We start from the raw sequence: 23,895 nt of genomic DNA, 5'->3' as shown, positions 1-23,895 counted from the left end.
CCGACTGTCACGGAACGGGACCCATGCCTGCGGAAGCCAGCACCTCGCGCCCGGCCGCGCCACCCCTCACCGAGCGGCAGGAGGCCCGCCGCCGCAGGATTCTGCACGCCAGCGCGCGGCTCGCCGGCCGGGGTGGGTTCGACGCCGTGCAGATGCGCGAGGTGGCCGAGTCCTCGCAGGTGGCGCTGGGCACGCTGTATCGCTACTTCCCGTCGAAGGTGCACCTGTTGGTCGCCACCATGCAGGACCAGCTGGAGCGCATGCACGGCACGCTGCGCAAGAAGCCCCCGGCGGGTGCCACGGCCGCCGAGCGGGTCGCGGAGACCCTGATGCGGGCCTTCCGCGCGCTCCAGCGGGAGCCGCACCTGGCCGACGCGATGGTCCGCGCGCTCACCTTCGCCGACCGCAGCGTCTCGCCCGAGGTCGACCAGGTGTCCCGGCAGACGACCGCGATCATCCTGGACGCGATGGGGCTGGCGGACCCCACGCCCGAGCAGCTGTCCGTGGTCCGGGTCATCGAGCACACCTGGCACTCGGCGCTGATCACCTGGCTGTCCGGCCGTGCCTCGATCGCCCAGGTGAAGATCGACATCGAGACGGTGTGCCGGCTGATCGACCTGACGGACCCGGCCGCCGCGCGCCCCTGACAGCCGCGGCGGCACCGGCGGGGAGGCACAGGAAAGACCTACGAGACGGGTTCCCTTCGCCGGTATGGTCCGGATCAGGTGATGGGGGTCGTCGTCCGGCGTCGCCGCCTTCCGACCTCTCAGCCCTACCGTCGCTGTCGGCCCGGGCGGACGCTCTTCACGTCTCGCCTGAGTCGGCTACTCCGGTCGGACTCCCTCACTCGCCTCGTAGGCTGATATCAGGATATAGCGGATATCCCTGACGGAATCGCCCAATTCCCACCATTTACCAACGCATCCCTGGTCTCCCCGCGCCATGGCCGCCGCGTCACGGGACGAGGGGCCGCCCGTCTACTCCTCCGGCGGGAACACGGCCTCCCCGCTCTCCGCCAGCGTGATCACGATGGCCTCCACCGGGCACCCCTCGGCCGCCGCCAGGAGCTGTTCGCTCGCGTCGGTGTCCGGCGCGAGGGGCCGGGACCGGCGGGCGGAGTCCAGCCGGAAGCCGCCGGGGGCGTGGTGGAGGCACTGGGCCGAGCCGACGCACAGGGACCGGTCGACCCGCACGTGCCAGCGGTCGCCCATGGCTCAGGCCCCCGCCGGCAGGTGGATCGTCTTGTGCTCCAGGTAGGCGCCGTAGCCCTCGGGGCCGAACTCCCGTCCCAGGCCGGAGTTCTTGTAGCCGCCGAACGGGCCGAGCATGTCCAGGCTGAAGGTGTTGACGGAGTAGGTGCCGGTGCGGACCTGCCGGGCGATGTCGGTGCCGTGCTCCACGTCGGCCGTCCACACGCTGCCGGACAGGCCGTAGTCGGAGTCGTCGGCGATCCGCACGGCCTCCCGCTCGTCGCCGTAGGGCAGCAGGCAGACGACCGGGCCGAAGATCTCCTCGCGGGCGATGCGCATGGTGTTGTCGACGTCGCCGAAGAGGGTCGGCTCCACGTACCAGCCGCGCTCCTGCCCGGCCGGACGGCCGCCGCCGGCGAGGATCTTGGCGCCCTCCTCCTGGCCGATGCGGATGTAGTCGAGGTTGCGGCGCAGCTGGCGTTCGGCGACGAGAGGGCCGACCTGGGTGGCCGGGTCCAGCGGGTCCCCGACCTTCAGGGAGCCGGCCGCGCGGGCGAAGGCGTCGGCGAACTCGTCGTAGCGGGAGCGCGGCAGCAGGATGCGGGTCTGGGCCACGCACGCCTGACCGTTGTTCATCCAGGCCGCCGGGACGATCCCGGCCACGGCCGTCTCCAGGTCCGCGTCCGGCAGCACCACGGCCGCCGACTTGCCGCCCAGTTCGAGGGTGACCCGGGTGAGGTTGCGGGCGGCGACCTCCATCACGCGCTTGCCGGCCGCGACCGAGCCGGTGAAGGAGATCTTGTCGACGCCGGGGTGCCCGACCAGGTACTCGCCGACCTCCCGGTCGGCGGGGAGGATGGACAGCACGCCCTCGGGCAGCCCGGCCTCGCGGGCGATCTCACCGAGGAGGTAGGCGTCCAGCGGGGTCTCCGGGGACGGCTTGAGGATCACCGGGCAGCCGGCCAGCAGCGCGGGCGCGAGCTTGGCGGCGGCCACGAACTGCGGGACGTTCCAGGGCACGACGGCGGCGACCACGCCGACCGGTTCGCGGCGCACCAGGATCGGGCCGAGGACACCGGCCCGGCGTTCCTCGTGGGTGAAGTCGCGGGCGACCTTGACGGCCGTGTCCCACACCATCATCGCGCCGAGCGCCTGGGCGAGGACGCTCCAGGAGTACGGGGAGCCGTTCTGGGCGGAGATCACCCGGGCGATCTCCTCGTGCCGGGCGGCGATGCCGTCCTTGATCCGGGTGACGACGTCGATCCGCTCGGCGAGCGACGCGCGCGGCCAGGGGCCCTCGTCGAAGGCGCGGCGGGCGAGGGCCACGGCCCGGTCGACGTCCTCCCGGGAGGCGTGCGGCACGCGGCCGATGACCTGCTCGGTGTGCGGGGAGATCACCTCGATGACGTCCCGGCCGTGCGGGTCGGTCAGCTCCCCGCCGATGAACAGCTGTCCGTGTTCCACGAGTCCGGTCATGACCGCCTGCCTCCCGCCGCACGTCATCGCGTCCCCGGCGTTTCTGACGCTGTGTCAGACTTGATACCAGCTCCCGTCCGAGGAGACCACCCGCGCGGCGGCCTCCGCGCGCTCCACGCCCAGGGCGACCACGGCGTCCACGCCGTCCGGCCGGCCCCGCCCGGCGTTCGCCGCGCCGGTCAGGGCCGGTTCGGCGGCCCGGTCGCGCAGGGCGTACCGCTCACGGCTCTCCTACCGCCCGTCCCCGGTACCGCCGGGCTCCTCGCGCCGCGAGGCGGCCATCCGCCACCACCCGATATGTCTGGCACCGCTGGGTACCCGACGGGCGACGGCGTGAACGCCTTCCTGCCGCGAGCAGGCGTACCCGGACATCGGGTTCAACGCGAGCGCAACGTCCCTCGTACTGCGCTGATGAGGTTCCGAGCGTCGTGGCCATACACGGCGGAATCTCGGAGCGTGGTCCAGACCCGCAGGTAGGTGGCCACGCTCTCGGCGTCGTCCAGCCACAGCTCTGCATGCCAGTCCTCGGTGATCACGAGCCTGTCATCCAGAATCCAGAAACCGTTGGCCGTCGGGACTTTGAGCGAGGCGCCGAGCGGAATGATCCCCAGCTCCACGGTGTCCATGCCGACGGTGCCCGCCAGCCGGTCGAGCTGGCCGGCGAGGACAGACGGAGGACAGATCAGGGCGTGGAGGGCCGCCTCCCACACCAGGGCGTGGAACTTCCGGCCCGCCTCGTACAGCCACTCCTGGCGCCGCATGCGGGCGCGGACCGCAGCGTCTGTGTCGCGGACCGACCCCTGAAGGTTTGCGTAACGCAGGAAAATATGCCGTGCGTAGTCGGCCGTCTGCAACATGCCGGGAACGACAGACTCCTCCCAGGCATAGATGGCCTGGGACCGCCCGACCTCAAGGTTCCAACTGTCCTGCACGGGGCGGTGCCCGGCGGCCAGTTGCCGGCGCCAGGAGCGGATGTGGGACTCGAAGCCCTTGAGCCGGGCGTCCAGTTCATCGAAGACGTCCGGTCGGCCGACGCCCCCGGCCCAAGCCCGTAGGTCCTCGCTGGTGGCGGTCTGCCGGCCGTTCTCCAGCTTGTAGATCTTGGAGTGTGGCCAGCCGAGTCGCTGAGCCAGTCGCGTACCGGTGAGCCGTCCTCCCGGGGCCGACAGCCGGAGTTCCCTCAAGCGCAGCCCGAGGGCCTCCCTGGCCTGCTGGAAGTCTGTGCTCACTGGTTCCGCTCGCTAGTGGTCGGCGCCGAGTCGCGCCGCGAACTCGTCGTACGGGACGGACCCGTGCACCGCTGCGTCGCGGACCTGGCAGTACCGCAGGACCTCGGCTGGCTCCGTGATGACCTCGACATCATGGAAGGCGTCCTCGTCATCGAAGCGCAGCACGGCCACCAGCCGACTGTCGAAGATCCAGAAGTCTTCAGCGGGCAGCCGGAACCGCTCCGCGTCTTCGCGCCACATGCTCCGCACGTCCTCGCCCGTGGCCGCGTTGCACCTCGCATAGTCGAGCAGGAACAACTGTCCCTCGGTCGGCGGGTTGTCCACGACGCGTACCCGCCCCACGTACTTGCCGCCGGCCGTCTGCCGGCGGATGTTCGCGCACCACTCGCTGTCGAGGTCGCACGGGGCCGTTCCGGTCGCAAGGAATTCCGCGTATCCGGGGTCCTCCCGGTCTGATGCGTAACCCCGCCGTGTCTCCAGATGCCAAGCCGAGTGCTCGAAGGTCTCGAAGAGCCGCCCGAACTCTTCCAGGACGATCAGCTTGGGCACGCGGGTGACCTCCTTGGGCCCGTGATTGACGAGGAGTTCACGCGGTACGACCACCGCGGCATCTCCAGGGCCGAAGTGCTGGAGCCGGGCGATGTCCTCGGGGTCGGTGAGCGGTGTCCCTTGGACGATGATCTCACCGGAGTCGAGATCCTCGTGAACGGCTGGGCAGCCACCGTTCTTGCTGTCGGTGCCGTTGAAACGCAGTCGTCGTGCCACGGTCGCCTCCCATGGTGTGGGCCCTGTCGCCATCAGCATCACCGGCGCCGATGCGCCCGCACCACAACGTGCACCCCCTCGCGTGAGACCACACGAGAACATTCAGCCGGAGTGAGAGAACATACGAGAACATCGCATCGCGGCCAGCAACTCCTCATCATTACCGTCCTGTACATGGTCACAGCACGCGACGTTGTTGATCCCTTCGGCAGCCATGGAATGTACGCGCCGACGTGGCTATGCGACTGGCCGATCACCCAGTAGCTCCCGCTGGGACGGGATCCGCAAGGCGCCCGCACCGCGCATCCAGGCCTGGACAGGCCGGCAGACGGGGCGGGCTCGAACCGGTACGGCACGACCTGTCTCCGAAGGAGTAGTCCATGACCGTCACACTCGACCGACCCACGAGCACCCGCGCACGGGACCCGAAGGAACTCCTCAACACCGTCCAGCCCCACATCAAGCACCTGACGATCAACGTCCTGGCCAGCGGCATGACCCTCTGGGACCGCGAGGTCGCCCTGTTGCTCCGCGACCACACGATGGTCCGCGACATGGCCGAACGCATCCTCGGCAACGCCGTCATGTACACCATCGGCTGCATGGAGCACCCCGAGGTCCACCTGGGCGTCGGCAAGCTCGTCGACATCGGCGTCCACCAGCTCATCCTCGACACGCCGGTGTGGTGGGCCCTCTGCGACGTATACAACGAGGGGCGTTACAAGCACCACGCCCCGTTCATCGAGCGCCGCCGCGACGGCCTGTGCCTGCGCACGGCAAACTTCCTGAAGTCCATCGGCTTCGACACCGACGAGGAACTGTGGGCGATCGACGGCACTGACTGCTCGCCGTGCGACAACAAGGTCCCCGACAGCCACTGAACGGTCCTGCCCTGGCCCCTGCCCTCGGCCCTCCGGAGGACAGGGGCCCGGCACTTTCGAAGAGGAATCGCCTTGCCCGCACAACACGACATCGCCGCCGAGACGGAGCTGTGGGACGCCTACGCCGCTTCCGCCTTCGAAGACGACGCGGAGCCGAGCTTCTGCTGGACCCAGTACGCCGGTCACGGACCCGGCCCGGAACTACTCGGCGAACCACGCTCCGTCCTGGAGATCGGCTGCGGCACCGGCCGCTCCCTCGCGTACCTCGCTCAGCGCGGCATCGCCGCTCGGGGTGTCGACCTGTCTCCCGTCATGGTGGAGAAGACCACCACGAAGTGGGCCGGTACCGGTGCGGAGTTCGTGTGCTCAGAAGCTCTGGAGTACCTGAGCGAGCACAAGGAGGTGTACGACGCGGTCTACTCGATCTTCGGAGCCGCCTGGTTCACCGACCCGGGCCGTCTCTTCCCTCTTGTCCGCCGGCGGCTGAAGCCGGGGGGCGTCTTCGCCTTCTCGCAGCCTCCTGCCATCCCCGGCGCCTACGGGCCGCAGGGCATGTACAAAGGAGGCTTTGCGGGCAAAGCCATGTTCACCTACCGCTACAGTTACCGTCCGGCTGTTTGGGAGCGCCTGCTCACCCGAGCCGGCTTCGCCGTGGCCGACGCGCGGATCCTCGGCGCACCGCAGCCTGGGCATATCGGCACGCTCCTGGTCCACGCGGTCACCCCGTGACGGTGTCCTCTTCCTCGAGCATGGCGGTCGTCGGCCCGCTGATGCCCGGTTTCCACTCCAGCACGGGGTGTCCTCGGCGAGTCTCTCCCCCGAGACCTGCGCTCGCTGCTCGACGAACCGCTCCGGGATCTCTCGGAAATCCTGGCCTCCGTCGTTGACGGTTGCTTGGTCCGCGCTTGTACTACCAGTCAATTGAACAAGGGGCGGAGGACCGGATGGCGGAGACGTTCGATCACGGTGGGGGCGTGCGGTCCGTGCGGGTGCCGATTCCGGACAACCCTCTCGGCCACACGCTGGTGTACGTGGTGGACACCGACCGGGGCCCGGTGCTGGTCGACACCGGCTGGGACGACCCTGGGGCCTGGGACACGCTGGCGGCGGGCCTCGCGGACTGCGGTACGGCGGTGCGGGAGGTGTACGGCGTCGTCGTCACCCACCACCACCCGGACCACCACGGGCTGTCGGCGCGGGTGCGGGAGGTCTCCGGCGCCTGGGTGGCGCTGCACGCGGCGGACGCGGCGATCGTGCGCCGCACCCGGGAGGGCCGGCCGGAGCAGTGGTTCGCGTACATGGCCGACAAGCTGGCGGCGGCCGGGGCGCCCGAGGAACACGTGGCTCCGCTGCGGTCGGCCCGCGGGCGGACGCTGCCCGGCCTGTCCCCCGCCCTGCCGGACCGGGAGATCGTCCCCGGGAAGCTCCTGGACCTGCCGGGCCGCCGGCTGCGCGCGGTCTGGACCCCGGGCCACACGCCCGGCCATGTCTGCCTGCACCTGGAGGAGGAGCATCCGGCCCGGCTGCCCGGCCGGGGCCGCCTGTTCAGCGGCGACCACCTGCTGCCCGGGGTCACCCCGCACATCGGCCTGTACGAGGACCCGGGCGACGCCACGGTGACCGATCCCCTGGGTGACTACCTGGACTCCCTGGAGCGGGTCGCCCGGCTGGTCCCCGCCGAGGTCCTCCCGGCCCACCAGCACGCCTTCACCGACGCCCCGGGACGTGTACGGGCGCTGCTCGACCACCACGAGCGCCGGCTGACCGGCCTGCTGGCCCTGCTCGCCGAGCCGCTCACCCCCTGGCGGCTCGCCGAGCGCATGGAGTGGAACCGCCCCTGGGGGGACATCCCCTACGGCTCCCGGAACATCGCGGTCTCCGAGGCCGAGTCCCATCTGCGCCGCCTGGTGAAGCTGGGCCGGGCGGAGCCGGTACCGGGCAGCGAGCCGGTGGCGTACGTGGCGGTGTGAGAGCGGCGGGACGAGCAACGGCAGCGGGACGAGCAGCGGCAGGGGTCAGGCCGACGCGCCCGGATCCCGTGCCCCGGGCCCCTCCACGACACCGGCACCGGCACCGGCGCCGGAGCCTTCCGCGGCGAGGGCCTGCCGGTGGAACCTGTCTATCGCCGCCTCGTGGTTGCGCAGCACGTGCGAGACGTTCTGCAGTTCGCTGTCTGGGACACAGGGGAACACGCACAACTCGTCATCGGCGTGCGGGTGTTCCGGGTCGTCGGGCGCGTGCAGCGCCACCGCGGCGAACCGGAGGTCCACCGCCCCCGCGATGCCCCGCGCGACCTGCTCCGGGTAGCCCGCCTCCAGCGCCGCGCTCCGTATCCGCTCCCGCCGGGACGCGCTCAGGTACGGCCCGAGCTTCAACAGGCCGTCGTTGATGGCGGCCCGGCGCAGCTCCAGACGCAGCGCGGCGCCGCTGACCCGGCCGGTGGCGGGCGCGGCGGGCGGGGTGATGGTGAGCATGGTCTGCCATAACGGCTTCAGCCGCCGGTGTTCACGCACCAGGCGCCGTCGCTCCGCCAGCACCGGACCGGCCTGGCCGACGATGAAGGCGACGGCCACCAGGCCCGCCTCGGCGATGGCGAACGGCGGCGCCGCGTGGGTCGACAGCCAGTCCCAGTCCCGGCCGCTCCACCGGCCGGCGATGGCCGCGAACTTGGCGACGTCGAAGAGGAGCCCGAGGGCGTAGGCCTCCTGGAGGAAGATCACCGCGCGGCGCAGCCAGGCGTCGGCGACCTCCCGGTACCAGGCCCGCAGCATTCCGGCGGCGACCAGCGCGGACGCCGTGTGGGCGATGACGTAGAGCAGGATGAACTCGCGCATCCACGGCGTGCGGGCGTAGTAGGTGTCGAGGTCGCGCAGCCGCTCCACGCTGTGGTCGGCGAGCAGGAACGTCACGCAGAGCCCGGCGATGACGGCGGCGTACGCCAGCCCGACCTGGCGGGTGCGCCGGCGACGGGTGGCGGACGGCGGTTCCCGCCAGGTGATGATGAGCCACAGGCAGGCCCCGCAGTAGGCGGTGGCGAGGGAGTACACCCACACGGCGGCGAAGTTGGGGACGCCGGTGAGGACGTTGATGCGGTGCAGGTTGGCCGGCGGCAGCGAGACGAAGACGAGGGTGCCGATGGCGAGCAGTACGGCGGTGGCCCGCAGGATCGGGTCCTGCCAGGCGCGCCGCAGCAGCGGCAGTTTGATCACGAAGGCGACGGCGAACAGGACGGCCGGGACGGCGTAGGAGATCCAGGAGCCGGAGATGTCCCAGCTCATCAGGGGCCGCCTATGTTGCCCAGCGAGGAGGACAGCCGGTCGGTGAGGGTGTCCTGGGTCATCCGGCCGGCCGCGCCCGGCCCGACGACCTTGGAGAACTTGGCCGCGAGGCGCAGCCCCCACTCCTCGGCCTCCCACTCGGCCTCGGCGGCCTCGGCGGCGGGCGACCGGGTGGCCATGGCGACCACCCGGTCCCAGGGGATGTCGTCGTCGGCGCGGGCCAGCAGCCGGCGGGCGGCGGCGGGCAGCCCGGGGGCGTAGTGCACGTCCAGGGTGCCGTGGTGGATGTGGCCGATCTCGTGTCCGGCGATGACGAACTTGTGCGGGTCGGAGGCGCGTCGCTCGACCACGACGATGTAGTCCTCCTCGCGGGCCAGGGTGATCCCGGAGATGTCCAGGCCCGGCGGGAAGGCGACGAACCGCAGCTTGACCGGGCGGTCCAGGTGGGGGCTGAGGGTGGCGCACAGCGCGTGCAGGAACGCCTCGGGGGTGGTCGGCGGGGTGAGGGTGCGGACGGTCTCGCGCACGAGCCGGTCCAGGAAACGCTTCGGGGAGCCGAAGGGCCGCAGGGCCATCGCCGACCGGGAAGTCCGCTTGGCCTTCGGGGTCTTGGCGGACTGTTCAGGCACGCCCGGTGTCCCCCGCCTTCTCCGAGGCGATGATCATCTCGGCCAGGTCGGCCAGGGTGGAGAGTTGCCGGGCGTTCATCTGCGGGGCTCGGGCGGCGAGCCGGATCAGGCCGCACTCGCGCAGCCTCAGCAGCGGGTCGGCCTCGGCCTCCAGGCTCTGCAGCACCGGTTGCAGCGCCTCGCACAGCGCCTCCGGTTCGTCGGCCGTGAAGAAGCCGGCGGGCAGGCCGAAGAAGCGGCGCAGCCGGTCGGCGTGTTCCAGGCTGGGCATGCCGCTCTTGCGCCACTCGCTCAGCCACTGCCTGCTGGTCCCGGCGATCCGGGCCAGTTCGTCCAGGGAGTACCGCTTGCCGTCCGGGCGGCGCCGGGTCTCCCGGATGAAGTCCAGCCGCTGGCGCACCCGGTGGGCGAGGCAGGTCTCGCCGGCCCGGCCGCCGGAGAGGAGTTCGACGACGACGCCCACGGGGATGCCGGTGCGGTAGGAGAGGCCGGCCACGTCGAGGGCCTCCGGCAGCCGGCCCGGCCTGCCGGTCAGCTCGCCGAGCCGGTCCAGCACGTCGGCCAGCGCGGCGTAGGCGTCACTCACCGAGTCCCCCCTGAGCGTGTCTTTCCGTTCGCTGGCTGGGCGCGAGGCTACTAGGTCGCCCCCTCGGCGACCAGATCTGACAAGGCTCCCTGCGTAATAGCGCAGCTATCGTTGACAGTTCAGGGCGCGGTGGGTGAGGATCACTGCACGGAGAGCAAGATCCGACCCGCCTCGGGTGCCGCCTATGGGGGAGCGGCACCCGGGGCGCTCCTGATCGCCTTCCCCCCGAGGAAGGTCCAGGCCCATGGCCCAGCCCGTCGTGCTCCTCGGGGCCGGCCGGGGGGAGATCTGCGGCGAGTTCCCGCTGGCACGGGTCGCCGCGGCCCGCCCGGTCCTCCTGGTCGACCCGTTGCCGCCCGCCCGCTGGGCCCGCCCGTATGCGACCGCGCACGTGGCGGCGGACCCGGCCGATACGGAACGGACAGCGGGGGCGTTACGGAGACGTTCCCCCGGAGGCGTACTGGCCTGGTCCCCGGAGTACCTGCCCGCGGCGGCCCGGCTGGCCGCCCGGCTCGGATTGCCGGGCCTGCCGTACGAGACGGCCGTGACGTGCGCCGATCCGGTGGCGTTACGGGCGCTGCTGGACCGGCACCGGGTGCCGACGGCGGATCCGGGGGACGCCGAGGGGGAAGCGGTGTCGGCCGAGACGGTCGTCCTGGACGACGAGGTACGCATCGTCGCGCTGACCCGTACGACCCCGGGCCCGCCGCCGGCCCGCCGCCCGCTGCGGCACGGCGTCCACGCCCACGACGGCCTGCTGCACAACCGCTTCCTGCGCCAGTGCGTGCAGCGGGCCGTGTGCGCCTTGCGGCTCACCGACACCGTCGCGCACATCACGCTGCGGCTGACCGCCCGCGGCCCCCGCGTCCTGGGCGTGGCACCCTGCCCGCCCGGCGACCTCATCACGCTGCTGGTGGAGCAGGCCACCGGCGTCGACCTGGCCGGGGCGGCCGCGACCCTGGCCACCGGCGGGCTCCCGGACGTCACCCCGACCCGGCAGCGGGCCGCCGCCGTCCAGTTCGCCTACCCGGCGGTGACCGGCCGCCTCACCCACCTCCGCCTGGACCCGGCCGCCGCGGACGAGCCGTCCGCCGAACGCATGGTCCTCACCCGCGGCCCCGGCGACCCGGTGACGGCGGCCCCCCACGCCGGGATCGGCGACCGCCTGGCCCACTGGGTGGCCACGGCCGACACCCCGGCCCAGTGCGAACACGCCCTCCACCGCATGTCCCACCACCTCACCGCCACGATCCACCCGGCGACCCACGTCTACGCGGCGTAGCTGTCGACCGGTCAGGCGGGCGTGACGAGGATGCGGTACGCGCTCGGGGCGCCGAGGAGGGTCAGGGGCTGCTGGGTGGTCTGGTCGGGCTCGTAGACCCCGATGCCCTTGTCCTCGCCGTACAGGATCTGGGCCGTACAGGATCTGGTACGTGTCCTCCTCGCCGTACAGGATCTGGTACGTGTCCTCCTCGCCGGCGACCGTCACTAAACGGAAGTCCGACGCCCCGGGACGACGGGCGGGCCGAGGAGCACTCGCGCGGGGGTCTTCTGGTCCGGCGTGAACCAGGCAGGGGACCGGTCCTCGGCGCTGCGCATCAGGAACGTGTCCCGCGCTACCGGCTCCAGCAGCCACTCGCTCAGCTTCCCACCCACGGTGACCTCGCCGTTCTCGTGGCCGATCGGCAGGTCGTCGGCCTTGACGCGCAGGTTGACGGGGCGCTGGACCAGGTCCGACAACCGTTCCGTGGTTCCTCCGTGTTCTCCGCCCTCGCACGCTCGGTTCTCCACCCTCGCACGCTCGTGGCGAGGGGTCCGTGGAGATCACCGCGCCGGGCCCAACCCGCCCGATCGCCCGCTCTCGGACATCCTCCCGTCCCGTCCCGCCGCCCTCCGGTCACCCTCCTCGGTCACCCCCGGAGCAGAAACGATCACTCGAAGGCCGATGCGGCGGTGAAGCGGAGACAAGACGAAAACCGCGGAGCCGCCCCGCCCTCCCGCGCGGCGTATCCGGGTGGCTTGATTCTTGCGCGCGCTCCCCGCCCGCCGCAGCCCCGGCACATCCCCACGGCCACCGCCGGGCCCGCTCCGGGCGGCCGGTAAAGTGGCGGGGTCGTCACACCCGTACGGGGGAAAGCCGGTGCAATTCCGGCGGTGTCTTCGCCGCGTCACCGGCCTGGCCGGAGCGGGCGGGAACGCCCCGCCGGGTCGTTGACGGCTCGCGTGCGCCGGTGGTCCGCCGCGCACGGCACCGTCGAGGTTGACGGAGCCGAGCCGCCCGGGGTGTCACCCGCGTGCTGCCCGGCTCCCCGCAGGAGAGGCAGTCGCCGACCATGAACGTCCGCCGCAGTGCCGCGGCTCTCGCCGCCGTAGGCGTGCTGGCCGCCGCAGCGCCCGCCACGGCCGCCGACCCGTCCCCGTCGCCCAAGACGACGGTCCCCTCCGGGCTGTACGGCAAGGGTGACCCGACGTACGACGGCGTGTGGCGGCAGTCGCTGACGCTGGTCGCGCAGCGGACCCTCGGCTACAAGCCCGCCCCCGCCGCCGTGGACTGGCTCACCGGCCAGCAGTGCGCGGACGGCGCCTTCGCCGCCTTCCGGGCCGCCCCCGGCAAGCCCTGCGACGACAAGCTGAAGACGGACACCAACAGCACGGCCGCCGCCGTCCAGGCCCTCGCCGCGACCGGCGGGCACGGCGGCGTGGTGGAGAAGGCCGTGAACTGGCTGAAGTCCGTCCAGAACGAGGACGGCGGCTGGAGCTACTACCCGGGCGACCCCAGCGACACCAACTCCACCTCCGTCGTCATCGGCGCGCTCGCCGCCGCCGGCACCGACCCGGCGTCCGTCCGCAAGTCCGGCAAGTCCCCCTACGACGCCCTGCCCGCCTGGTCCATCCCCTGCGACCGGGACGGCGGCGGCGCCCTCGCCTTCCAGCCGGACAAGAAGGGCGAGCTGCTCCCCAACGCCGACGCCACCGCCGCCGGTCTGCTCGGCGCGCTCGGCAAGGGCTTCGTGGCCCGCGCCGCCAGCCAGGCCCCCGCCAAGGACACCTGCGTCAAGGCCACCTCCCGCACCCAGGTCGCCGACAACGCCGGCGCCTACCTCGCGGCGGCCGTCGGCAAGACCGGGCACCTGGAGTCCACCCTGCCCGGCGCCAAGGCCCAGCCCGACTTCGGCAACACCGCGGACGCCGTCGTCGCGCTCGCCGCGGACGGCCGTACCGAACCGGCCCGCAAGGCGTACGCCTGGCTGGAGAAGAACGCCAGCCCGTGGGCGGAGCAGAGCGGCCCCGCCGCCTACGCCCAGCTGATCCTGGCCGCCCACGCCCTCGGCGAGCAGCCGGGCGACTTCAACGGCACCAGCCTGGTCAGCGCCCTCAACGCGCAGGGCCCGGCCCCGCAGATGGACACCTCCGGTCAGCAGCACGAGGAGGAGAAGAAGGAGTCCCGGAACTGGGGCTGGTGGATCTTCGGCGTCTGCCTCGTCGCCAGCATCGGTGTCGGGTTCCTGCTCAGCGGCCGGAAGAAGCGGCAGCCGTGACCGCCGTCCGCCGTGCCGCGCCGGTGCTCGTCGCCGCGCTGCTCCTCCTCGTCTGCGCGGGGCGGGCCGGTGCGACCGGCTACCGCTACTGGTCCTTCTGGGAGCGCACCGGCGACCACTGGACGTACGCGACGCAGGGCCCGGCCTCCGCCCGGCCCGACGACGGTACGGTGCAGGGCTTCCGGTTCACCGTGGGCGCGGACTCCGCGGACGCCGGCCGGCCGCGCGGTACGGCGGACTTCGACACGATCTGCGCGGACACCCCGGCGAAGTCCGGGTCCAAGCGGGTCGCCCTGGTCCTGGACTTCGGCACGTCCGCGGACGCGCCGTCCGGCGAGACCCCGCCGGAGCGGCGGGCCGTGTGCGCGCGGGTGCCGTCCGGCGCGTCCACCGCGGACGCGCTCGCCGCGGTGGCGGGGCCGCTGCGGTACGACACCAACGCCCTGCTGTGCGCCATCGCGGGCTACCCGCACAAGGGTTGCGGCGAGCAGGTCTCCACGGACCGCGAGCCCTCCGCCACCGCGCCCGAGTCCGGCTCCTCCGACTCCTCCGACTCCGACTCCGGCCCGTCCCTGGGGCTGCCGATCGGCGTGGGGGTGGTGGCCCTGCTGGCAGGCGCGGCGATATGGCAGTCCCGACGGCGGCGCAATGCGTCCGGGTGAGCCCGGCCCGTCCTGCGACCGCGGCGACGCCGTGGCCGGTCGCGCAGTTCCCCGCGCCCCCAGGGAGTCGCAGTCCCGTCCGCCGGAAACCACCCCCACCCGGTCCCGCCCCACCCTCCACCCCGGTGCCTGGTGGCTCTGGGCGATATCCCTCGGCGTCGCCGCGACCCGTACCACCAACCCCCTCCTCCTGGCCCTCCTCCTCGCGGCCTCCGGATACGTCGTGGCGACGCACCGCTCCCCCGCCCCCTGGGCCCGCTCGTACGCCGCGTTCGTCCGGCTCGCCCTCGCCGTGCTGCTCATCCGCGTCCTGTTCGCGGTGGCGCTCGGCTCTCCCATCCCCGGTACGCACACCCTGCTCACCCTCCCCGAAGTCCCCCTCCCCCACTGGGCGCAGGGCATCCGGCTCGGCGGCCGGGTGACCGCGGAGGCCGTGCTCTTCGCCGCGTACGACGGCCTGAAGCTCGCCACCCTCCTCGTCTGCGTCGGCGCCGCGAACGCCCTGGCCAGCCCCACCCGCCTGCTCAAGTCCCTGCCCGGCGCGCTGTACGAGACGGGCGTGGCCGTGGTCGTCGCGCTCACCTTCGCCCCGCACCTGATCGCCGACGTCCGCCGCCTGCGCGCCGCCCGCCGCCTGCGCGGCCGTCCCGACCGGGGTCTACGGGGTCTGCTCCAGGTCGGTCTGCCGGTCCTGGAAGGCGCGCTGGAGCGCTCGGTGGCGCTCGCCGCCGCGATGGAGGCCCGCGGCTACGGCCGTACCGCCGAGGTCCCCGCCCCCGTCCGCCGTACCACCGCCGCCCTCACCCTCGGCGGCCTGCTCGGCGTCTGCGCGGGCACGTACGGGCTGCTGACGGCGGAAGGCGGCACGTACGGGCTTCCCGTACTGCTCGCCGGGGTCCTCGCCGCGCTCGCCGGGCTGCGGCTGGGCGGCCGGCGTTCCCTCCGCACCCGGTACCGCCCCGACCCCTGGGGAGCGCACGCCTGGCTGGTCACCGGCTCCGGTGCCGCCGTGGCCGCGCTGCTGACGCTGGCCTCGGTCCGCGACCCCGAGGCCCTGCACCCCGGCGTGGTCCCGCTGGTCGCCCCCACCCTCCCGCTGTGGCCCGCCGTGGCCGTCCTGCTCGCCCTGCTGCCCGCCTTCGTCGTCCCCAGGGAGCCGTCGTGATCCGCTTCGAGGATGTCAGCGTGACGTACGAGGGTGCCGCCGGACCCACCGTCGCCGGCGTCGACTTCGAGGTGCCGGAGGGCGAACTCGTGCTGCTCGCCGGTCCGTCCGGGGTCGGCAAGTCCACCGTGCTGGGCGCGGTCAGCGGGCTGGTCCCGCACTTCACCGGCGGCACCCTGCGCGGACGCGTCACGGTGGCCGGCCGCGACACCCGTACCCACCAGCCGCGCGAACTCGCCGACGTGGTGGGCACGGTGGGCCAGGACCCGCTCGCGCACTTCGTGACGGACACCGTGGAGGACGAACTCGCCTACGGCATGGAGTCCCTGGGGCTCGCCCCGGCGGTGATGCGGCGCCGGGTGGAGGAGACCCTGGACCTGCTGGGCCTGGCCGCCCTGCGGAACCGTCCCATCGCCACCCTCTCCGGCGGGCAGCGGCAGCGGGTGGCCATCGGCTCGGTCCTCACCCCGCACCCTCAGGTACTCGTCCTGGACGAGCCGACCTCCGCGCTCGACCCGGCGGCGGCGGAGGAGGTGCTGGCCGTCCTCCAGCGCCTGGTGCACGACCTCGGCACGACGGTCCTCATGGCCGAACACCGCCTGGAACGGGTGATCCAGTACGCCGACCGCATGGTCCTCCTCCCCGCCCCCGGCGCCACCCCCCTCACCGGCACCCCGTCCGAGATCATGACGGTCTCCCCGGTCTACCCCCCGGTGATCGCCCTGGGCCGCCTGGCCGACTGGTCCCCGCTTCCGTTGACGATCCGGGACGCCCGCCGCCAGGCGGCTCCCCTGCGGGCCCGGCTCGCGAAAGTTTCTTCGGACGAGGGCAGGCGGGCAGCCGTGCCTGCCCCAAGCTCTTCGAGCAGGGAGTGCCCCCAGGCGGCACGGGTGGGCGATGGGAGTCCCCCCGCGCGAGCGAAGTCGAGCGTGGGGGAGGCACCCCGCGAGCGCGGGCAAGCGACCCGACTTCCGGCCCGCACCAGCACCGGGCCCCGCACCTGGTTCCGCCGCACCGCCCGCACCTCCCACCAACCGCGACCGGGGTCCCACCTCGCCCAGATCCACTCCCTCTCCCTCCGCCGCGAAACCACCCAGGCCCTGCGCGACGTGACCCTGACCATCTCCAAGGGCGAGACCATCGCCCTCATGGGCCGCAACGGCGCCGGCAAGTCCACCCTGCTCGGCGCCCTCGTCGGCCTGCTCGCCCCCACCACCGGCACGGTCACCGTCGGCGGCCTCACCCCGCACCGCACCCCGGCCCCCACCCTGATCCGCCAGGTGGGCCTGGTCCCCCAGGACCCCCGGGACCTGCTGTACGCCGACACGGTCGCGGCGGAGTGCGCCGCCGCCGACAAGGACGCGGGCGCCACCCCCGGCACCTGCCGCGCCCTGGTCTCCGAGCTGCTCCCGGACATCACCGACGACACCCACCCCCGCGACCTCTCCGAGGGTCAGCGGCTGGCGCTCGCGCTGGCCGTGGTGCTCACCGCCCGCCCGCCGCTGCTCCTGCTGGACGAGCCGACCCGCGGCCTGGACTACGCGGCCAAGGCCCGCCTGGTCTCCGTGCTGCGCTCACTCGCCGCCGAGGGGCACGCGATCGTGCTGGCGACGCACGACGTGGAGCTGGCCGCCGAGCTGGCGCACCGCGTGGTGCTGCTGGCCGAGGGCGAGGTGATCGCCGACGGCCCGATGGCGGAGATCGTCGTCTCCTCCCCCTCCTTCGCCCCGCAGGTGACGAAGATCCTGGCCCCGCAGCGCTGGCTGACTGTCTCCGAGGTCCGCTACGCCCTGAACGAGGTCCGCGAGGCCCTGACATGAGCCGCACCAGCCACATCGGCCACACCGACCCCACCCGCCCCACCCGTCCCACCCGCCTGCACGCCGTCCGCCTGGGCCCCCGCTCCCTCGCCGCGCTCGCCCTCACCGGCGCCGTCGGCCTGGTCGCGTTCTGCTGGCCGTTCCTCGCCCCGCCCCGCTCCCAGCTGAGCGCCCACGCGCAGGACGCGCCGTGGCTCTTCGCGGGCCTGCTCATTCTTCTGGTCGCGGTGGTCGCGGCGACGATCTCGGAGTCCGATCTCGGCCCGAAGGCGGTGGCGATGCTGGGCGTCCTGGCCGCCACGGGCGCGGCGCTGCGCCCGATCGGCGCCGGTACGGCGGGCCTGGAGCCGATGTTCTTCCTGATGGTGCTGAGCGGCCGGGTGCTGGGCCCGGGGTTCGGCTTCACCCTGGGCTCGGTGACGATGTTCGCGTCCGCCCTGCTGACGGGCGGGGTCGGGCCGTGGCTGCCGTTCCAGATGCTGGCGATGGGCTGGTTCACGATGGGCGCCGGGCTGCTGCCGGGCCCGGTCCGGCTGCGCGGCCGGGCCGAGCTGCTGGTGCTCGCGGTCTACGGATTCCTGGCCGCGTTCGCCTACGGCACGGTGATGAACCTGGCCGGCTGGCCCTTCATGGGCGGCGGGGCCTCGGGCATCTCGTTCGTGGCCGGGGACGCGGTCGCCGCGAACCTGGCCCGGTTCGTCGCGTACTGCACGGCCACGTCCCTCGGCTGGGACCTGGGCCGGGCCCTGTGCACGGTCGTGCTGACCCTCGCGCTCGGCCCGGCGGTACTGCGGGCACTGCGCCGGGCCACCAGGCGCGCCGCGTTCGAGACCGCGGTCACATTCGACGACCCCAAGCAGTGACCCAGCGCGCGAACCCAAGCACGCGTCGTGAGCGAGCCGGTGAAGGACCCCACATGACGCACGTCACCTACGACCCGACGCCGTAGCACCTTTTGCCGGATTCGCCCCATCCCGCACCGCCTGTGACCTGCGGATTGAGACGCACGCCACATACTTCGCGTCCCTCACGAATCCGGCCACCACTAGTAAAGGGGGTCATTGCGGGCCCCCGGCGGGCCTGCTTATCTGGATGACGTCGCCAGGCGCCACGAGCCCGAAGCGGGCCGCGGCGCCCACGCATGCCGGCCACACCACGTGGCCCACCACATGCGGGCGATCCCCTGCCCCCGACGCAAGAGGTACTTCGTGACCGTCTCCATCATCCGCCGCATCGCCTCCCCGAAGAAGGCCCTCACCACCGCCGCCGTGGCCGCCGCCACCGCCGGCATGGCGCTCACCGCCGCTCCGGCTCACGCCGCCCCGGCCCAGGCCTCCTCCGCCCAGGCGATCGCGCACAAGATGATCCCGGACGCCGCGCAGTTCAACGCCTTCAGCAAGATCGTCTCCCATGAGAGCGGCTGGAACCCCCACGCCACCAACAGCTCCTCCGGCGCCTACGGCCTCGTCCAGGCCCTCCCGGCCTCCAAGATGGCCTCCGCCGGCGCCGACTGGAAGACCAACCCGGCCACCCAGATCAAGTGGGGCCTGGACTACATGAACTCCCGCTACGGCAGCCCCGTCAAGGCCTGGGACTTCTGGCAGGCCAACGGCTGGTACTGAGCCCGGCCGACAGCACCCCACAACGCTCCCGCGCCCCCGCCCACCCGGCGGGGGCGCGCGCGTATGTCCACGGTTCAGCCGGCCACCACCCGCAGTTCCTTCACCCCGTTGATCCAGGCCGAGCGCAGCCGTCGCGGGTCGCCCGCGAGGCGCAGGCCGGGCATCGCGTCGGCTGTCGCGCGGAAGATCAGGTCGATCTCCAGCACGGCCAGGGACTTGCCGAGGCAGTAGTGGGGACCGCCTCCGCCGAAGCCCAGGTGGGGGTTGGGATCGCGGGTGATGTCGAAGGTGTCGGGGTCGGTGAAGACCTCCGGGTCGCGGTTGGCGGAGGCGTAGAAGAGCCCCACCCGGTCGCCCTTCCTGATCGGTACGCCGCCCAGCTCGGTGTCCTGGGTCGCCGTCCGCTGGAAGGCGTTGACCGGGGTGGCCCAGCGCACGATCTCCTCGGCCGTGGTCGCGGGGCGCTCCCGGCGGAAGAGGTCCCACTGGTCGGGGTGGGTGAGGAAGGCGTGCATGCCGTGGGTGATGGCGTTGCGGGTGGTCTCGTTGCCCGCGACCGCCAGCATCAGCACGAAGAAGCCGAACTCGTCGGAGTTCAGGTTGCCCTCGTCCTCCGCCGCCACCAGCGCCGAGACGATGTCCCCGGCCGGGCAGCGCTTGCGCTCGGCGGCCATGTTCATGGCGTAGGCGATGATCTCGACGGCGGACTGCGCGCCGATCTCCTCCGTGATGGCGTACTCCGGGTCGTCGTACGCGATCATCTTGTTGGACCAGTCGAAGATCTTCGTACGGTCCTCCTGCGGCACTCCGATCAGTTCCGCGATGGCCTGGAGCGGGAGTTCGCAGGCGACCTCGGTGACGAAGTCGAAGGGCTCGGAGCGGGCGCGGGCGGCGGCGACGATCGACTCGGCGCGGGCGCGCAGCCGCTGCTCCAGCGCGCGGATCGAGCGTGGCGTGAAGCCGCGCTGCACTATCTGGCGCACCCGCGTATGTTCCGGTGGATCCATGTTGAGCAGGATCAGCCGCTGGGCGTCGATGGCGTCGCGCTCGATGTGTTCGTTGAAGCGGATGACCGCCGTGTTGAGGGACGAGGAGAAGAGTTCGGGGTGCGTGGAGACGTACTTGACGTCGGCGTGCCGGGTGACGGCCCAGTAGCCGGTGTCGGCGAAGCCCGCGACGCCGTGCGGCTGCGGGATCCAGCGGACCGGTTCGCTACGGCGCAAGGCGGCGAACTCCGGGAAGGGCACGCGGTGGTGCAGCAGGTCGGGATCGGTGGGGTCGAACCCGTCGGGCAGCGCTGGACAGGGCATCGGCGGCTCCAGCCATCTGACGGTCCATCAGCGGGTGCGGCGACGGTAGTAACGGGTTCTACAAGTCGCAAGAGCCGCGACTGAGCCAATCCGCGCCGAAACCATGCGGATCACGCCTTCCGCACCCGCAAGACCCTTGCGGTGACGCACATCACGTCAGCAGACTGCCGAGGAGAACTAGAACACGTACTAGTTCTGGAGGAGAGCCCTCTCGGAGAGGACCCGCAGCCATGGCCGCCGAACCCGTGATCGTCGAAGCCGTCCGCACCCCCATCGGCAAGCGCGGCGGCGCGCTCGCCAATCTGCACCCGGCCTATCTGCTGGGCGAGACCTACCGTGAACTCCTCGGCCGCACCGGCATCCCCGCCGACGCGGTGGAGCAGATCGTCGGCGGTACGGTGACCCACGCCGGCGAGCAGTCCATGAACCCCGCGCGCACGGCCTGGCTGACCATGGGCCTGCCCTACGAGACGGCGGCGAGCACGGTCGACTGTCAGTGCGGCTCCTCGCAGCAGGCGTCCCACATGGTGGCCAACATGGTCGCGGCGGGCGTGATCGACGTCGGTATCAGCTGCGGTGTCGAGTCCATGTCCCGGGTCCCGCTGGGCTCCGGCTCCAAGCACGGCCCCGGGAAACCCTTCCCCGACGAGTGGAACGTCGACCTGCCCAACCAGTTCGAGGCCGCCGAGCGCATCGCCCGCCACCGGGGCCTGACGCGCGAGGACGTCGACGCGCTCGGCCTGCTCTCCCAGCAGCGCGCCGCGCACGCCTGGGCCGAGGAACGCTTCAAGCGGGAGACCTTCGCCGTTCAGGTGCCCACCACGGAGGAGGAGCAGGACGCCGGTCAGGGCATGTGGCGCCTGGTCGACAAGGACGAGGGCCTGCGGGACACCACCCCGGAGGCGCTGGCCGGTCTGAAGCCGGTCATGCCGACGGCCGTCCACACCGCCGGGAACTCGTCCCAGATCTCCGACGGCGCGGCGGCCATCATGTGGGCCTCCAAGCGGATGGCCCGCGCGCTGAAACTGAAGCCGAGGGCCCGGATCGTCGCCCAGGCCCTGGTCGGCGCCGACCCCCACTTCCACCTGGACGGCCCCATCGACGCCACCCGCGCCGTCCTCGGCAAGGCGGGCATGACCCTCAACGACATCGACCTCGTGGAGATCAACGAGGCGTTCGCCTCCGTCGTCCTGAGCTGGGCCCAGGTCTTCGACCAGAACCTCGACAAGGTCAACGTCAACGGCGGTGCGATCGCCCTCGGCCACCCGGTCGGCGCGACCGGCGCCCGCCTCATCACCACGGCTCTGCACGAACTGGAGCGCGCGGACAAGGAGTTCGCCCTCGTCACCATGTGCGCGGGCGGCGGCCTGGCGGCCGGGACGATCATCCAGCGGCTGTAGCCGACGCCCAGGTAACGAAGTCGCCGAAGGCGGCGGGGCCGACGTTCAGCACCGGTCCCGCCGGGTTCTTCGAGTCACGGATGGCGACGGTGGTGGCGCAGGGGGGTTCGGCGACCTCCAGGCACTGGCCGCCCTGGTCACTGCTGTACGAGGACTTCTGCCAGGTCAGGTCACCGAGGGGGGCGCACTCGACGCACTCACCGCCCTGGTCGCCGCTGTAGCTCGACTTACGCCACTTGCTCTCCATAGCGGTCCTCCATGACGCCTCGGATCAACTCCGCCGACTTCTTGATCGAGAGCGCGGCGGCCTGGAGGTGATCGTAACGGAGCGAGCAGTCCCTGACGGTCTCCGGGTTTGCGGTCGGATGCCCGCTGCTGTAGCCCTCCGTATAGACGATGGCTGGATCAGCGGCGAACTGGAAGACAGTGAACGAGCCTTGCAGGCCCGGGTGTTCCCCCGCCGAGTACGGCAGGATCTGCACGTTGACCCTCGGGTCGTCCTCGAACGTCAACAGGTGGGCCAGTTGCTCACGCATGACCTCGTGGCCACCGATCTCCTGATGCAGCGCGGCCTCGCTGAGGATCATCCAGAAGACCGGCGGGTTCTCCTTCTCGAAGACGCGCTGTCGGGCGAGTCGAGCGGTGGTCCGGTCCCCGAGCTTGTCCTGGTTCAGCACTCCGAGCACCGCCCGCACGTAGGCCGGAGTCTGAAGCAGACCGTGGACGACGTGGGTTTGAAAGGCGCAGATCTCCACCGCCCGCGCCTCCAACTCCGCCGCCTCCTGAAACCACGGCGGAAGCTGACTGCGCAGCACCAGCTGAACCAGCCGCGTAAGCGCACCCCCCGTCCCCAACGCCGCGTCCACCCGCTGACTGAACTCCAGCGTGGGCACTTTCCTCGCTGTCTCGATCTGACCGATGAGCGAGCCGGTGTAGTTGATGATTTCCCCGAGCTGGCGCTGTGTGAGGCCCGCCGCCTCCCGATACCGCCGTAGCTCGAAGCCGTAGTAGTGGAGCGGAGACGCGCCCGCGTCGAGGGTGCTGATGTTGGCCACGGTGGGACCCCTCTCACGCAACAGAGTCCACGTGGGGACTCGTTGTGTTCTTCCTGTAGCCGAGCGTAGTGAGAACAGGTCAGTCTCGTACCGTGAACCTGAATTTTCCCCACATTCCCCAGTACCGCATGGAAATCACGGTCGGCGAGCACTCGGTGCGCCACATCCGCCGGATCGTCCGCTCGCTGCTGCGCGAGTGGGAGCTGGAGCCGCTGACGTTCGCCGTGGAGCTGGGCGTGAGCGAGCTGGTCACCAACGTCGTACGGCATGTGCCCGACCGCCGCTGCCGGGTGGTCGTGGCCCGGCAGGCGGCGGGGGTCCGGGCCGAGGTGAGCGACGGCTTCGCCGCGCTGCCCCGGATGGAGACCGAGGTGGACGAGGAGTCCGAGGGCGGCCGGGGCCTGGCCCTGCTGGACGCCGTGGTGGACAAGTGGGGGGTGGCAGCGGGCGCCGGCGGGAAGACGGTGTGGTTCGAGTGCCACGGCTGCCCCGCCGCGTCGGCCCGCTGCACTGAAGGGCCGGTTGCGGAACCGGCTCAGACGAGGACGCGCACGGACAGCGGGTTCGCGTAGGACACTGTCCGGTTGGGGGCCAGGACGCCCCTGAGGTTGGAGCAGTTCGCGTTGTAGTAGTAGGCCACCGACCGGTTCGTGTTGTTGGCGAGCAGCCGCGCGCGGAAACGAAGATTGATGCAGACGTTGTCCGGCGGGTTGTCGATCCGGGCTTCCTCTCCGGTGGAGCGGAAGTACCGGATGTTCCCGGTGGCCGCCTCCGCGCTGGAGGTCAGGCCGACGGCCAGAACGGCCGCGGTGCCGGCCGCCAGGGCGAGCCTGGCCGGACGTGCGATGCGGAACATGGAGGGACCGCCTTTCTCAGCCGATGACGCGCACGGACAGGGGGTTGTTGTAGGCCACCGCGCGGCCGGGGGGCAGATTGTCGGTGAAGTTGGTGCAGTTCGCACCGAAGAAGTAGCTCACCGTCTTGTTCGTGTTGTTGGCGAGCAGCTGCGCGCGGAAGCGAAGGTTGATGCAGACGTTGTCCGGCGGATTGTCGATCCGGGCCTCCTGGCCGGACGCGCTGAAGTACCGGATGTTCCCGGTGGCGGCCTCCGCGCTGGAGGTCAGGCCGACGGCCAGGACGGCCGCGATACCGGCCGTCAGGGCGAGTCTGGCCACATGTGCGATGCGGAGCATGAGTGGGTGTCCCCTTTCCGTTCCAGCCCTCGAAAGGGGAAATCCCACCGATCGAGGGAATTAAAGGGGACACACCCGAACTCTCACCTGAACAA

Annotated in this window: 26 protein-coding genes; 13 read left to right on the top strand and 13 right to left on the bottom strand. The window is 71.9% G+C overall.

Annotated elements, in window-relative coordinates; all coding sequences use genetic code 11:
* The first annotated feature begins 23 nt into the window (after positions 1-23).
* Entirely contained in the window at positions 24-647 is a 624-nt protein-coding gene (locus Srubr_RS38515; RefSeq protein ID WP_189999499.1) for a TetR family transcriptional regulator, read from the top strand.
* A gap of 330 nt (positions 648-977) precedes the next feature.
* Here Srubr_RS38515 and Srubr_RS38510 read toward each other — a convergent pair whose 3' ends face one another.
* The 4 genes from Srubr_RS38510 to Srubr_RS38495 form a co-directional block, all read right to left on the bottom strand.
* A complete protein-coding gene (locus tag Srubr_RS38510) occupies positions 978-1,211 on the bottom strand; it encodes a ferredoxin (RefSeq protein ID WP_189999500.1) in 234 nt (77 codons plus the stop codon).
* A gap of 3 nt (positions 1,212-1,214) precedes the next feature.
* Positions 1,215-2,666: an aldehyde dehydrogenase gene (locus Srubr_RS38505; RefSeq protein WP_189999501.1), complete on the bottom strand. Its 1,452-nt coding sequence runs from the start codon at positions 2,664-2,666 to the stop codon at positions 1,215-1,217.
* 377 nt (positions 2,667-3,043) lie between these two features.
* Positions 3,044-3,895, bottom strand: coding sequence for a helix-turn-helix domain-containing protein (locus Srubr_RS38500; RefSeq protein WP_189999502.1), 852 nt, complete (start codon positions 3,893-3,895; stop codon positions 3,044-3,046).
* Positions 3,896-3,907: 12 nt separating this feature from the next.
* Positions 3,908-4,660 carry a DUF6879 family protein gene (locus tag Srubr_RS38495; RefSeq protein WP_189999503.1) on the bottom strand — a complete coding sequence of 251 codons (753 nt, stop codon included), beginning with the start codon at positions 4,658-4,660 and terminating at the stop codon, positions 3,908-3,910.
* A 380-nt stretch (positions 4,661-5,040) separates the two neighbouring features.
* Here Srubr_RS38495 and Srubr_RS38490 point away from each other — a divergent pair, with 380 nt between their 5' ends.
* The 3 genes from Srubr_RS38490 (at position 5,041) to Srubr_RS38480 (ending at position 7,511) form a co-directional block, all read left to right on the top strand.
* A complete protein-coding gene (locus tag Srubr_RS38490) occupies positions 5,041-5,541 on the top strand; it encodes a hypothetical protein (protein ID WP_189999504.1) in 501 nt (166 codons plus the stop codon).
* 72 nt (positions 5,542-5,613) lie between these two features.
* Complete coding sequence (locus tag Srubr_RS38485; protein WP_189999505.1) at positions 5,614-6,270, top strand: class I SAM-dependent methyltransferase; 657 nt, start codon at positions 5,614-5,616, stop codon at positions 6,268-6,270.
* Between the two features lie 215 nt (positions 6,271-6,485).
* On the top strand, positions 6,486-7,511 hold the full coding sequence (locus tag Srubr_RS38480; RefSeq protein ID WP_189999506.1) for an MBL fold metallo-hydrolase: 1,026 nt from the start codon (positions 6,486-6,488) through the stop codon (positions 7,509-7,511).
* A 45-nt stretch (positions 7,512-7,556) separates the two neighbouring features.
* Here the strand turns inward: Srubr_RS38480 and Srubr_RS38475 are convergent, their stop codons facing one another.
* The 3 genes from Srubr_RS38475 to Srubr_RS38465 are packed head-to-tail and all read right to left on the bottom strand — an operon-like array spanning position 7,557 to position 10,034.
* Positions 7,557-8,819: an MAB_1171c family putative transporter gene (locus Srubr_RS38475; protein WP_189999507.1), complete on the bottom strand. Its 1,263-nt coding sequence runs from the start codon at positions 8,817-8,819 to the stop codon at positions 7,557-7,559.
* Positions 8,819-9,448 carry a hypothetical protein gene (locus Srubr_RS38470; protein ID WP_229926989.1) on the bottom strand — a complete coding sequence of 210 codons (630 nt, stop codon included), beginning with the start codon at positions 9,446-9,448 and terminating at the stop codon, positions 8,819-8,821. Before Srubr_RS38470 ends, Srubr_RS38475 begins: the two co-directional genes overlap by 1 nt.
* Positions 9,441-10,034: a helix-turn-helix domain-containing protein gene (locus tag Srubr_RS38465; RefSeq protein WP_189999508.1), complete on the bottom strand. Its 594-nt coding sequence runs from the start codon at positions 10,032-10,034 to the stop codon at positions 9,441-9,443. The genes Srubr_RS38470 and Srubr_RS38465 overlap by 8 nt, the downstream gene beginning before the upstream one ends.
* 244 nt (positions 10,035-10,278) lie before the next feature.
* Between Srubr_RS38465 and Srubr_RS38460 the strand changes: the two genes are divergently transcribed.
* Positions 10,279-11,316 carry an ATP-grasp domain-containing protein gene (locus tag Srubr_RS38460; RefSeq protein WP_189999509.1) on the top strand — a complete coding sequence of 346 codons (1,038 nt, stop codon included), beginning with the start codon at positions 10,279-10,281 and terminating at the stop codon, positions 11,314-11,316.
* A gap of 206 nt (positions 11,317-11,522) precedes the next feature.
* On the opposite strand, the gene Srubr_RS38455 is transcribed toward Srubr_RS38460, so the two are convergent.
* Complete coding sequence (locus tag Srubr_RS38455; protein ID WP_189999510.1) at positions 11,523-11,774, bottom strand: hypothetical protein; 252 nt, start codon at positions 11,772-11,774, stop codon at positions 11,523-11,525.
* A gap of 593 nt (positions 11,775-12,367) precedes the next feature.
* On the opposite strand from Srubr_RS38455, the gene Srubr_RS38450 reads away from it, so the two are divergent.
* From Srubr_RS38450 to Srubr_RS38425, 6 genes are all read left to right on the top strand, one after another.
* Entirely contained in the window at positions 12,368-13,573 is a 1,206-nt protein-coding gene (locus Srubr_RS38450; protein WP_189999518.1) for a prenyltransferase/squalene oxidase repeat-containing protein, read from the top strand.
* Positions 13,570-14,235, top strand: coding sequence for an SCO2322 family protein (locus tag Srubr_RS38445; RefSeq protein ID WP_189999511.1), 666 nt, complete (start codon positions 13,570-13,572; stop codon positions 14,233-14,235). The genes Srubr_RS38450 and Srubr_RS38445 overlap by 4 nt, the downstream gene beginning before the upstream one ends.
* Before the next feature lie 31 nt (positions 14,236-14,266).
* On the top strand, positions 14,267-15,400 hold the full coding sequence (locus tag Srubr_RS38440) for an energy-coupling factor transporter transmembrane component T (protein WP_189999512.1): 1,134 nt from the start codon (positions 14,267-14,269) through the stop codon (positions 15,398-15,400).
* Positions 15,397-17,220, top strand: coding sequence for an ABC transporter ATP-binding protein (locus Srubr_RS38435; protein WP_189999513.1), 1,824 nt, complete (start codon positions 15,397-15,399; stop codon positions 17,218-17,220). Before Srubr_RS38440 ends, Srubr_RS38435 begins: the two co-directional genes overlap by 4 nt.
* Positions 17,217-18,083, top strand: a complete 867-nt coding sequence (locus Srubr_RS38430) for an ECF transporter S component (protein WP_189999514.1) — start codon at positions 17,217-17,219, stop codon at positions 18,081-18,083. Before Srubr_RS38435 ends, Srubr_RS38430 begins: the two co-directional genes overlap by 4 nt.
* Before the next feature lie 345 nt (positions 18,084-18,428).
* Positions 18,429-18,842 carry a lytic transglycosylase domain-containing protein gene (locus Srubr_RS38425; RefSeq protein ID WP_203855073.1) on the top strand — a complete coding sequence of 138 codons (414 nt, stop codon included), beginning with the start codon at positions 18,429-18,431 and terminating at the stop codon, positions 18,840-18,842.
* Positions 18,843-18,916: 74 nt separating this feature from the next.
* Here Srubr_RS38425 and Srubr_RS38420 read toward each other — a convergent pair whose 3' ends face one another.
* A complete protein-coding gene (locus Srubr_RS38420; protein ID WP_189996739.1) occupies positions 18,917-20,152 on the bottom strand; it encodes a cytochrome P450 in 1,236 nt (411 codons plus the stop codon).
* Between the two features lie 230 nt (positions 20,153-20,382).
* Between Srubr_RS38420 and Srubr_RS38415 the strand changes: the two genes are divergently transcribed.
* A complete protein-coding gene (locus Srubr_RS38415; protein WP_189996740.1) occupies positions 20,383-21,552 on the top strand; it encodes a steroid 3-ketoacyl-CoA thiolase in 1,170 nt (389 codons plus the stop codon).
* On the opposite strand, the gene Srubr_RS38410 is transcribed toward Srubr_RS38415, so the two are convergent.
* Together Srubr_RS38410 and Srubr_RS38405 are read right to left on the bottom strand one after the other, a co-directional pair.
* Positions 21,536-21,799: a DUF397 domain-containing protein gene (locus tag Srubr_RS38410; protein WP_189996741.1), complete on the bottom strand. Its 264-nt coding sequence runs from the start codon at positions 21,797-21,799 to the stop codon at positions 21,536-21,538. The genes Srubr_RS38415 and Srubr_RS38410 overlap by 17 nt on opposite strands.
* Positions 21,780-22,607 carry a helix-turn-helix domain-containing protein gene (locus tag Srubr_RS38405; RefSeq protein ID WP_189996742.1) on the bottom strand — a complete coding sequence of 276 codons (828 nt, stop codon included), beginning with the start codon at positions 22,605-22,607 and terminating at the stop codon, positions 21,780-21,782. Before Srubr_RS38405 ends, Srubr_RS38410 begins: the two co-directional genes overlap by 20 nt.
* Before the next feature lie 128 nt (positions 22,608-22,735).
* Between Srubr_RS38405 and Srubr_RS38400 the strand changes: the two genes are divergently transcribed.
* Positions 22,736-23,179: an ATP-binding protein gene (locus tag Srubr_RS38400; protein WP_189996743.1), complete on the top strand. Its 444-nt coding sequence runs from the start codon at positions 22,736-22,738 to the stop codon at positions 23,177-23,179.
* Here the strand turns inward: Srubr_RS38400 and Srubr_RS38395 are convergent.
* Both Srubr_RS38395 and Srubr_RS38390 read right to left on the bottom strand, forming a co-directional pair.
* On the bottom strand, positions 23,143-23,463 hold the full coding sequence (locus Srubr_RS38395) for a hypothetical protein (RefSeq protein ID WP_189996744.1): 321 nt from the start codon (positions 23,461-23,463) through the stop codon (positions 23,143-23,145). The genes Srubr_RS38400 and Srubr_RS38395 overlap by 37 nt on opposite strands.
* Before the next feature lie 16 nt (positions 23,464-23,479).
* Entirely contained in the window at positions 23,480-23,800 is a 321-nt protein-coding gene (locus Srubr_RS38390; RefSeq protein WP_189996745.1) for a hypothetical protein, read from the bottom strand.
* Positions 23,801-23,895: the final 95 nt, after the last annotated feature.

The organism is Streptomyces rubradiris, assembly GCF_016860525.1.
Taxonomy (GTDB): Bacteria; Actinomycetota; Actinomycetes; order Streptomycetales; family Streptomycetaceae; genus Streptomyces; species Streptomyces rubradiris.
Note: the sequence above shows the minus strand (reverse complement) of the source record. Positions and strands in the feature narration are given on the sequence as shown.

Coding starts and splice junctions, on each gene's coding strand:
- Srubr_RS38420 (WP_189996739.1), bottom strand. CDS start 20,152: ATGCCCTGTCCAGCGCTGCCCGACGGGTTCGACCCCACCGATCCCGAC.
- Srubr_RS38430 (WP_189999514.1), top strand. CDS start 17,217: ATGAGCCGCACCAGCCACATCGGCCACACCGACCCCACCCGCCCCACC.
- Srubr_RS38515 (WP_189999499.1), top strand. CDS start 24: ATGCCTGCGGAAGCCAGCACCTCGCGCCCGGCCGCGCCACCCCTCACC.
- Srubr_RS38390 (WP_189996745.1), bottom strand. CDS start 23,800: ATGCTCCGCATCGCACATGTGGCCAGACTCGCCCTGACGGCCGGTATC.
- Srubr_RS38475 (WP_189999507.1), bottom strand. CDS start 8,819: ATGAGCTGGGACATCTCCGGCTCCTGGATCTCCTACGCCGTCCCGGCC.
- Srubr_RS38400 (WP_189996743.1), top strand. CDS start 22,736: ATGGAAATCACGGTCGGCGAGCACTCGGTGCGCCACATCCGCCGGATC.
- Srubr_RS38490 (WP_189999504.1), top strand. CDS start 5,041: ATGACCGTCACACTCGACCGACCCACGAGCACCCGCGCACGGGACCCG.
- Srubr_RS38480 (WP_189999506.1), top strand. CDS start 6,486: ATGGCGGAGACGTTCGATCACGGTGGGGGCGTGCGGTCCGTGCGGGTG.
- Srubr_RS38395 (WP_189996744.1), bottom strand. CDS start 23,463: ATGTTCCGCATCGCACGTCCGGCCAGGCTCGCCCTGGCGGCCGGCACC.
- Srubr_RS38450 (WP_189999518.1), top strand. CDS start 12,368: ATGAACGTCCGCCGCAGTGCCGCGGCTCTCGCCGCCGTAGGCGTGCTG.
- Srubr_RS38460 (WP_189999509.1), top strand. CDS start 10,279: ATGGCCCAGCCCGTCGTGCTCCTCGGGGCCGGCCGGGGGGAGATCTGC.
- Srubr_RS38505 (WP_189999501.1), bottom strand. CDS start 2,666: ATGACCGGACTCGTGGAACACGGACAGCTGTTCATCGGCGGGGAGCTG.
- Srubr_RS38415 (WP_189996740.1), top strand. CDS start 20,383: ATGGCCGCCGAACCCGTGATCGTCGAAGCCGTCCGCACCCCCATCGGC.
- Srubr_RS38510 (WP_189999500.1), bottom strand. CDS start 1,211: ATGGGCGACCGCTGGCACGTGCGGGTCGACCGGTCCCTGTGCGTCGGC.
- Srubr_RS38410 (WP_189996741.1), bottom strand. CDS start 21,799: ATGGAGAGCAAGTGGCGTAAGTCGAGCTACAGCGGCGACCAGGGCGGT.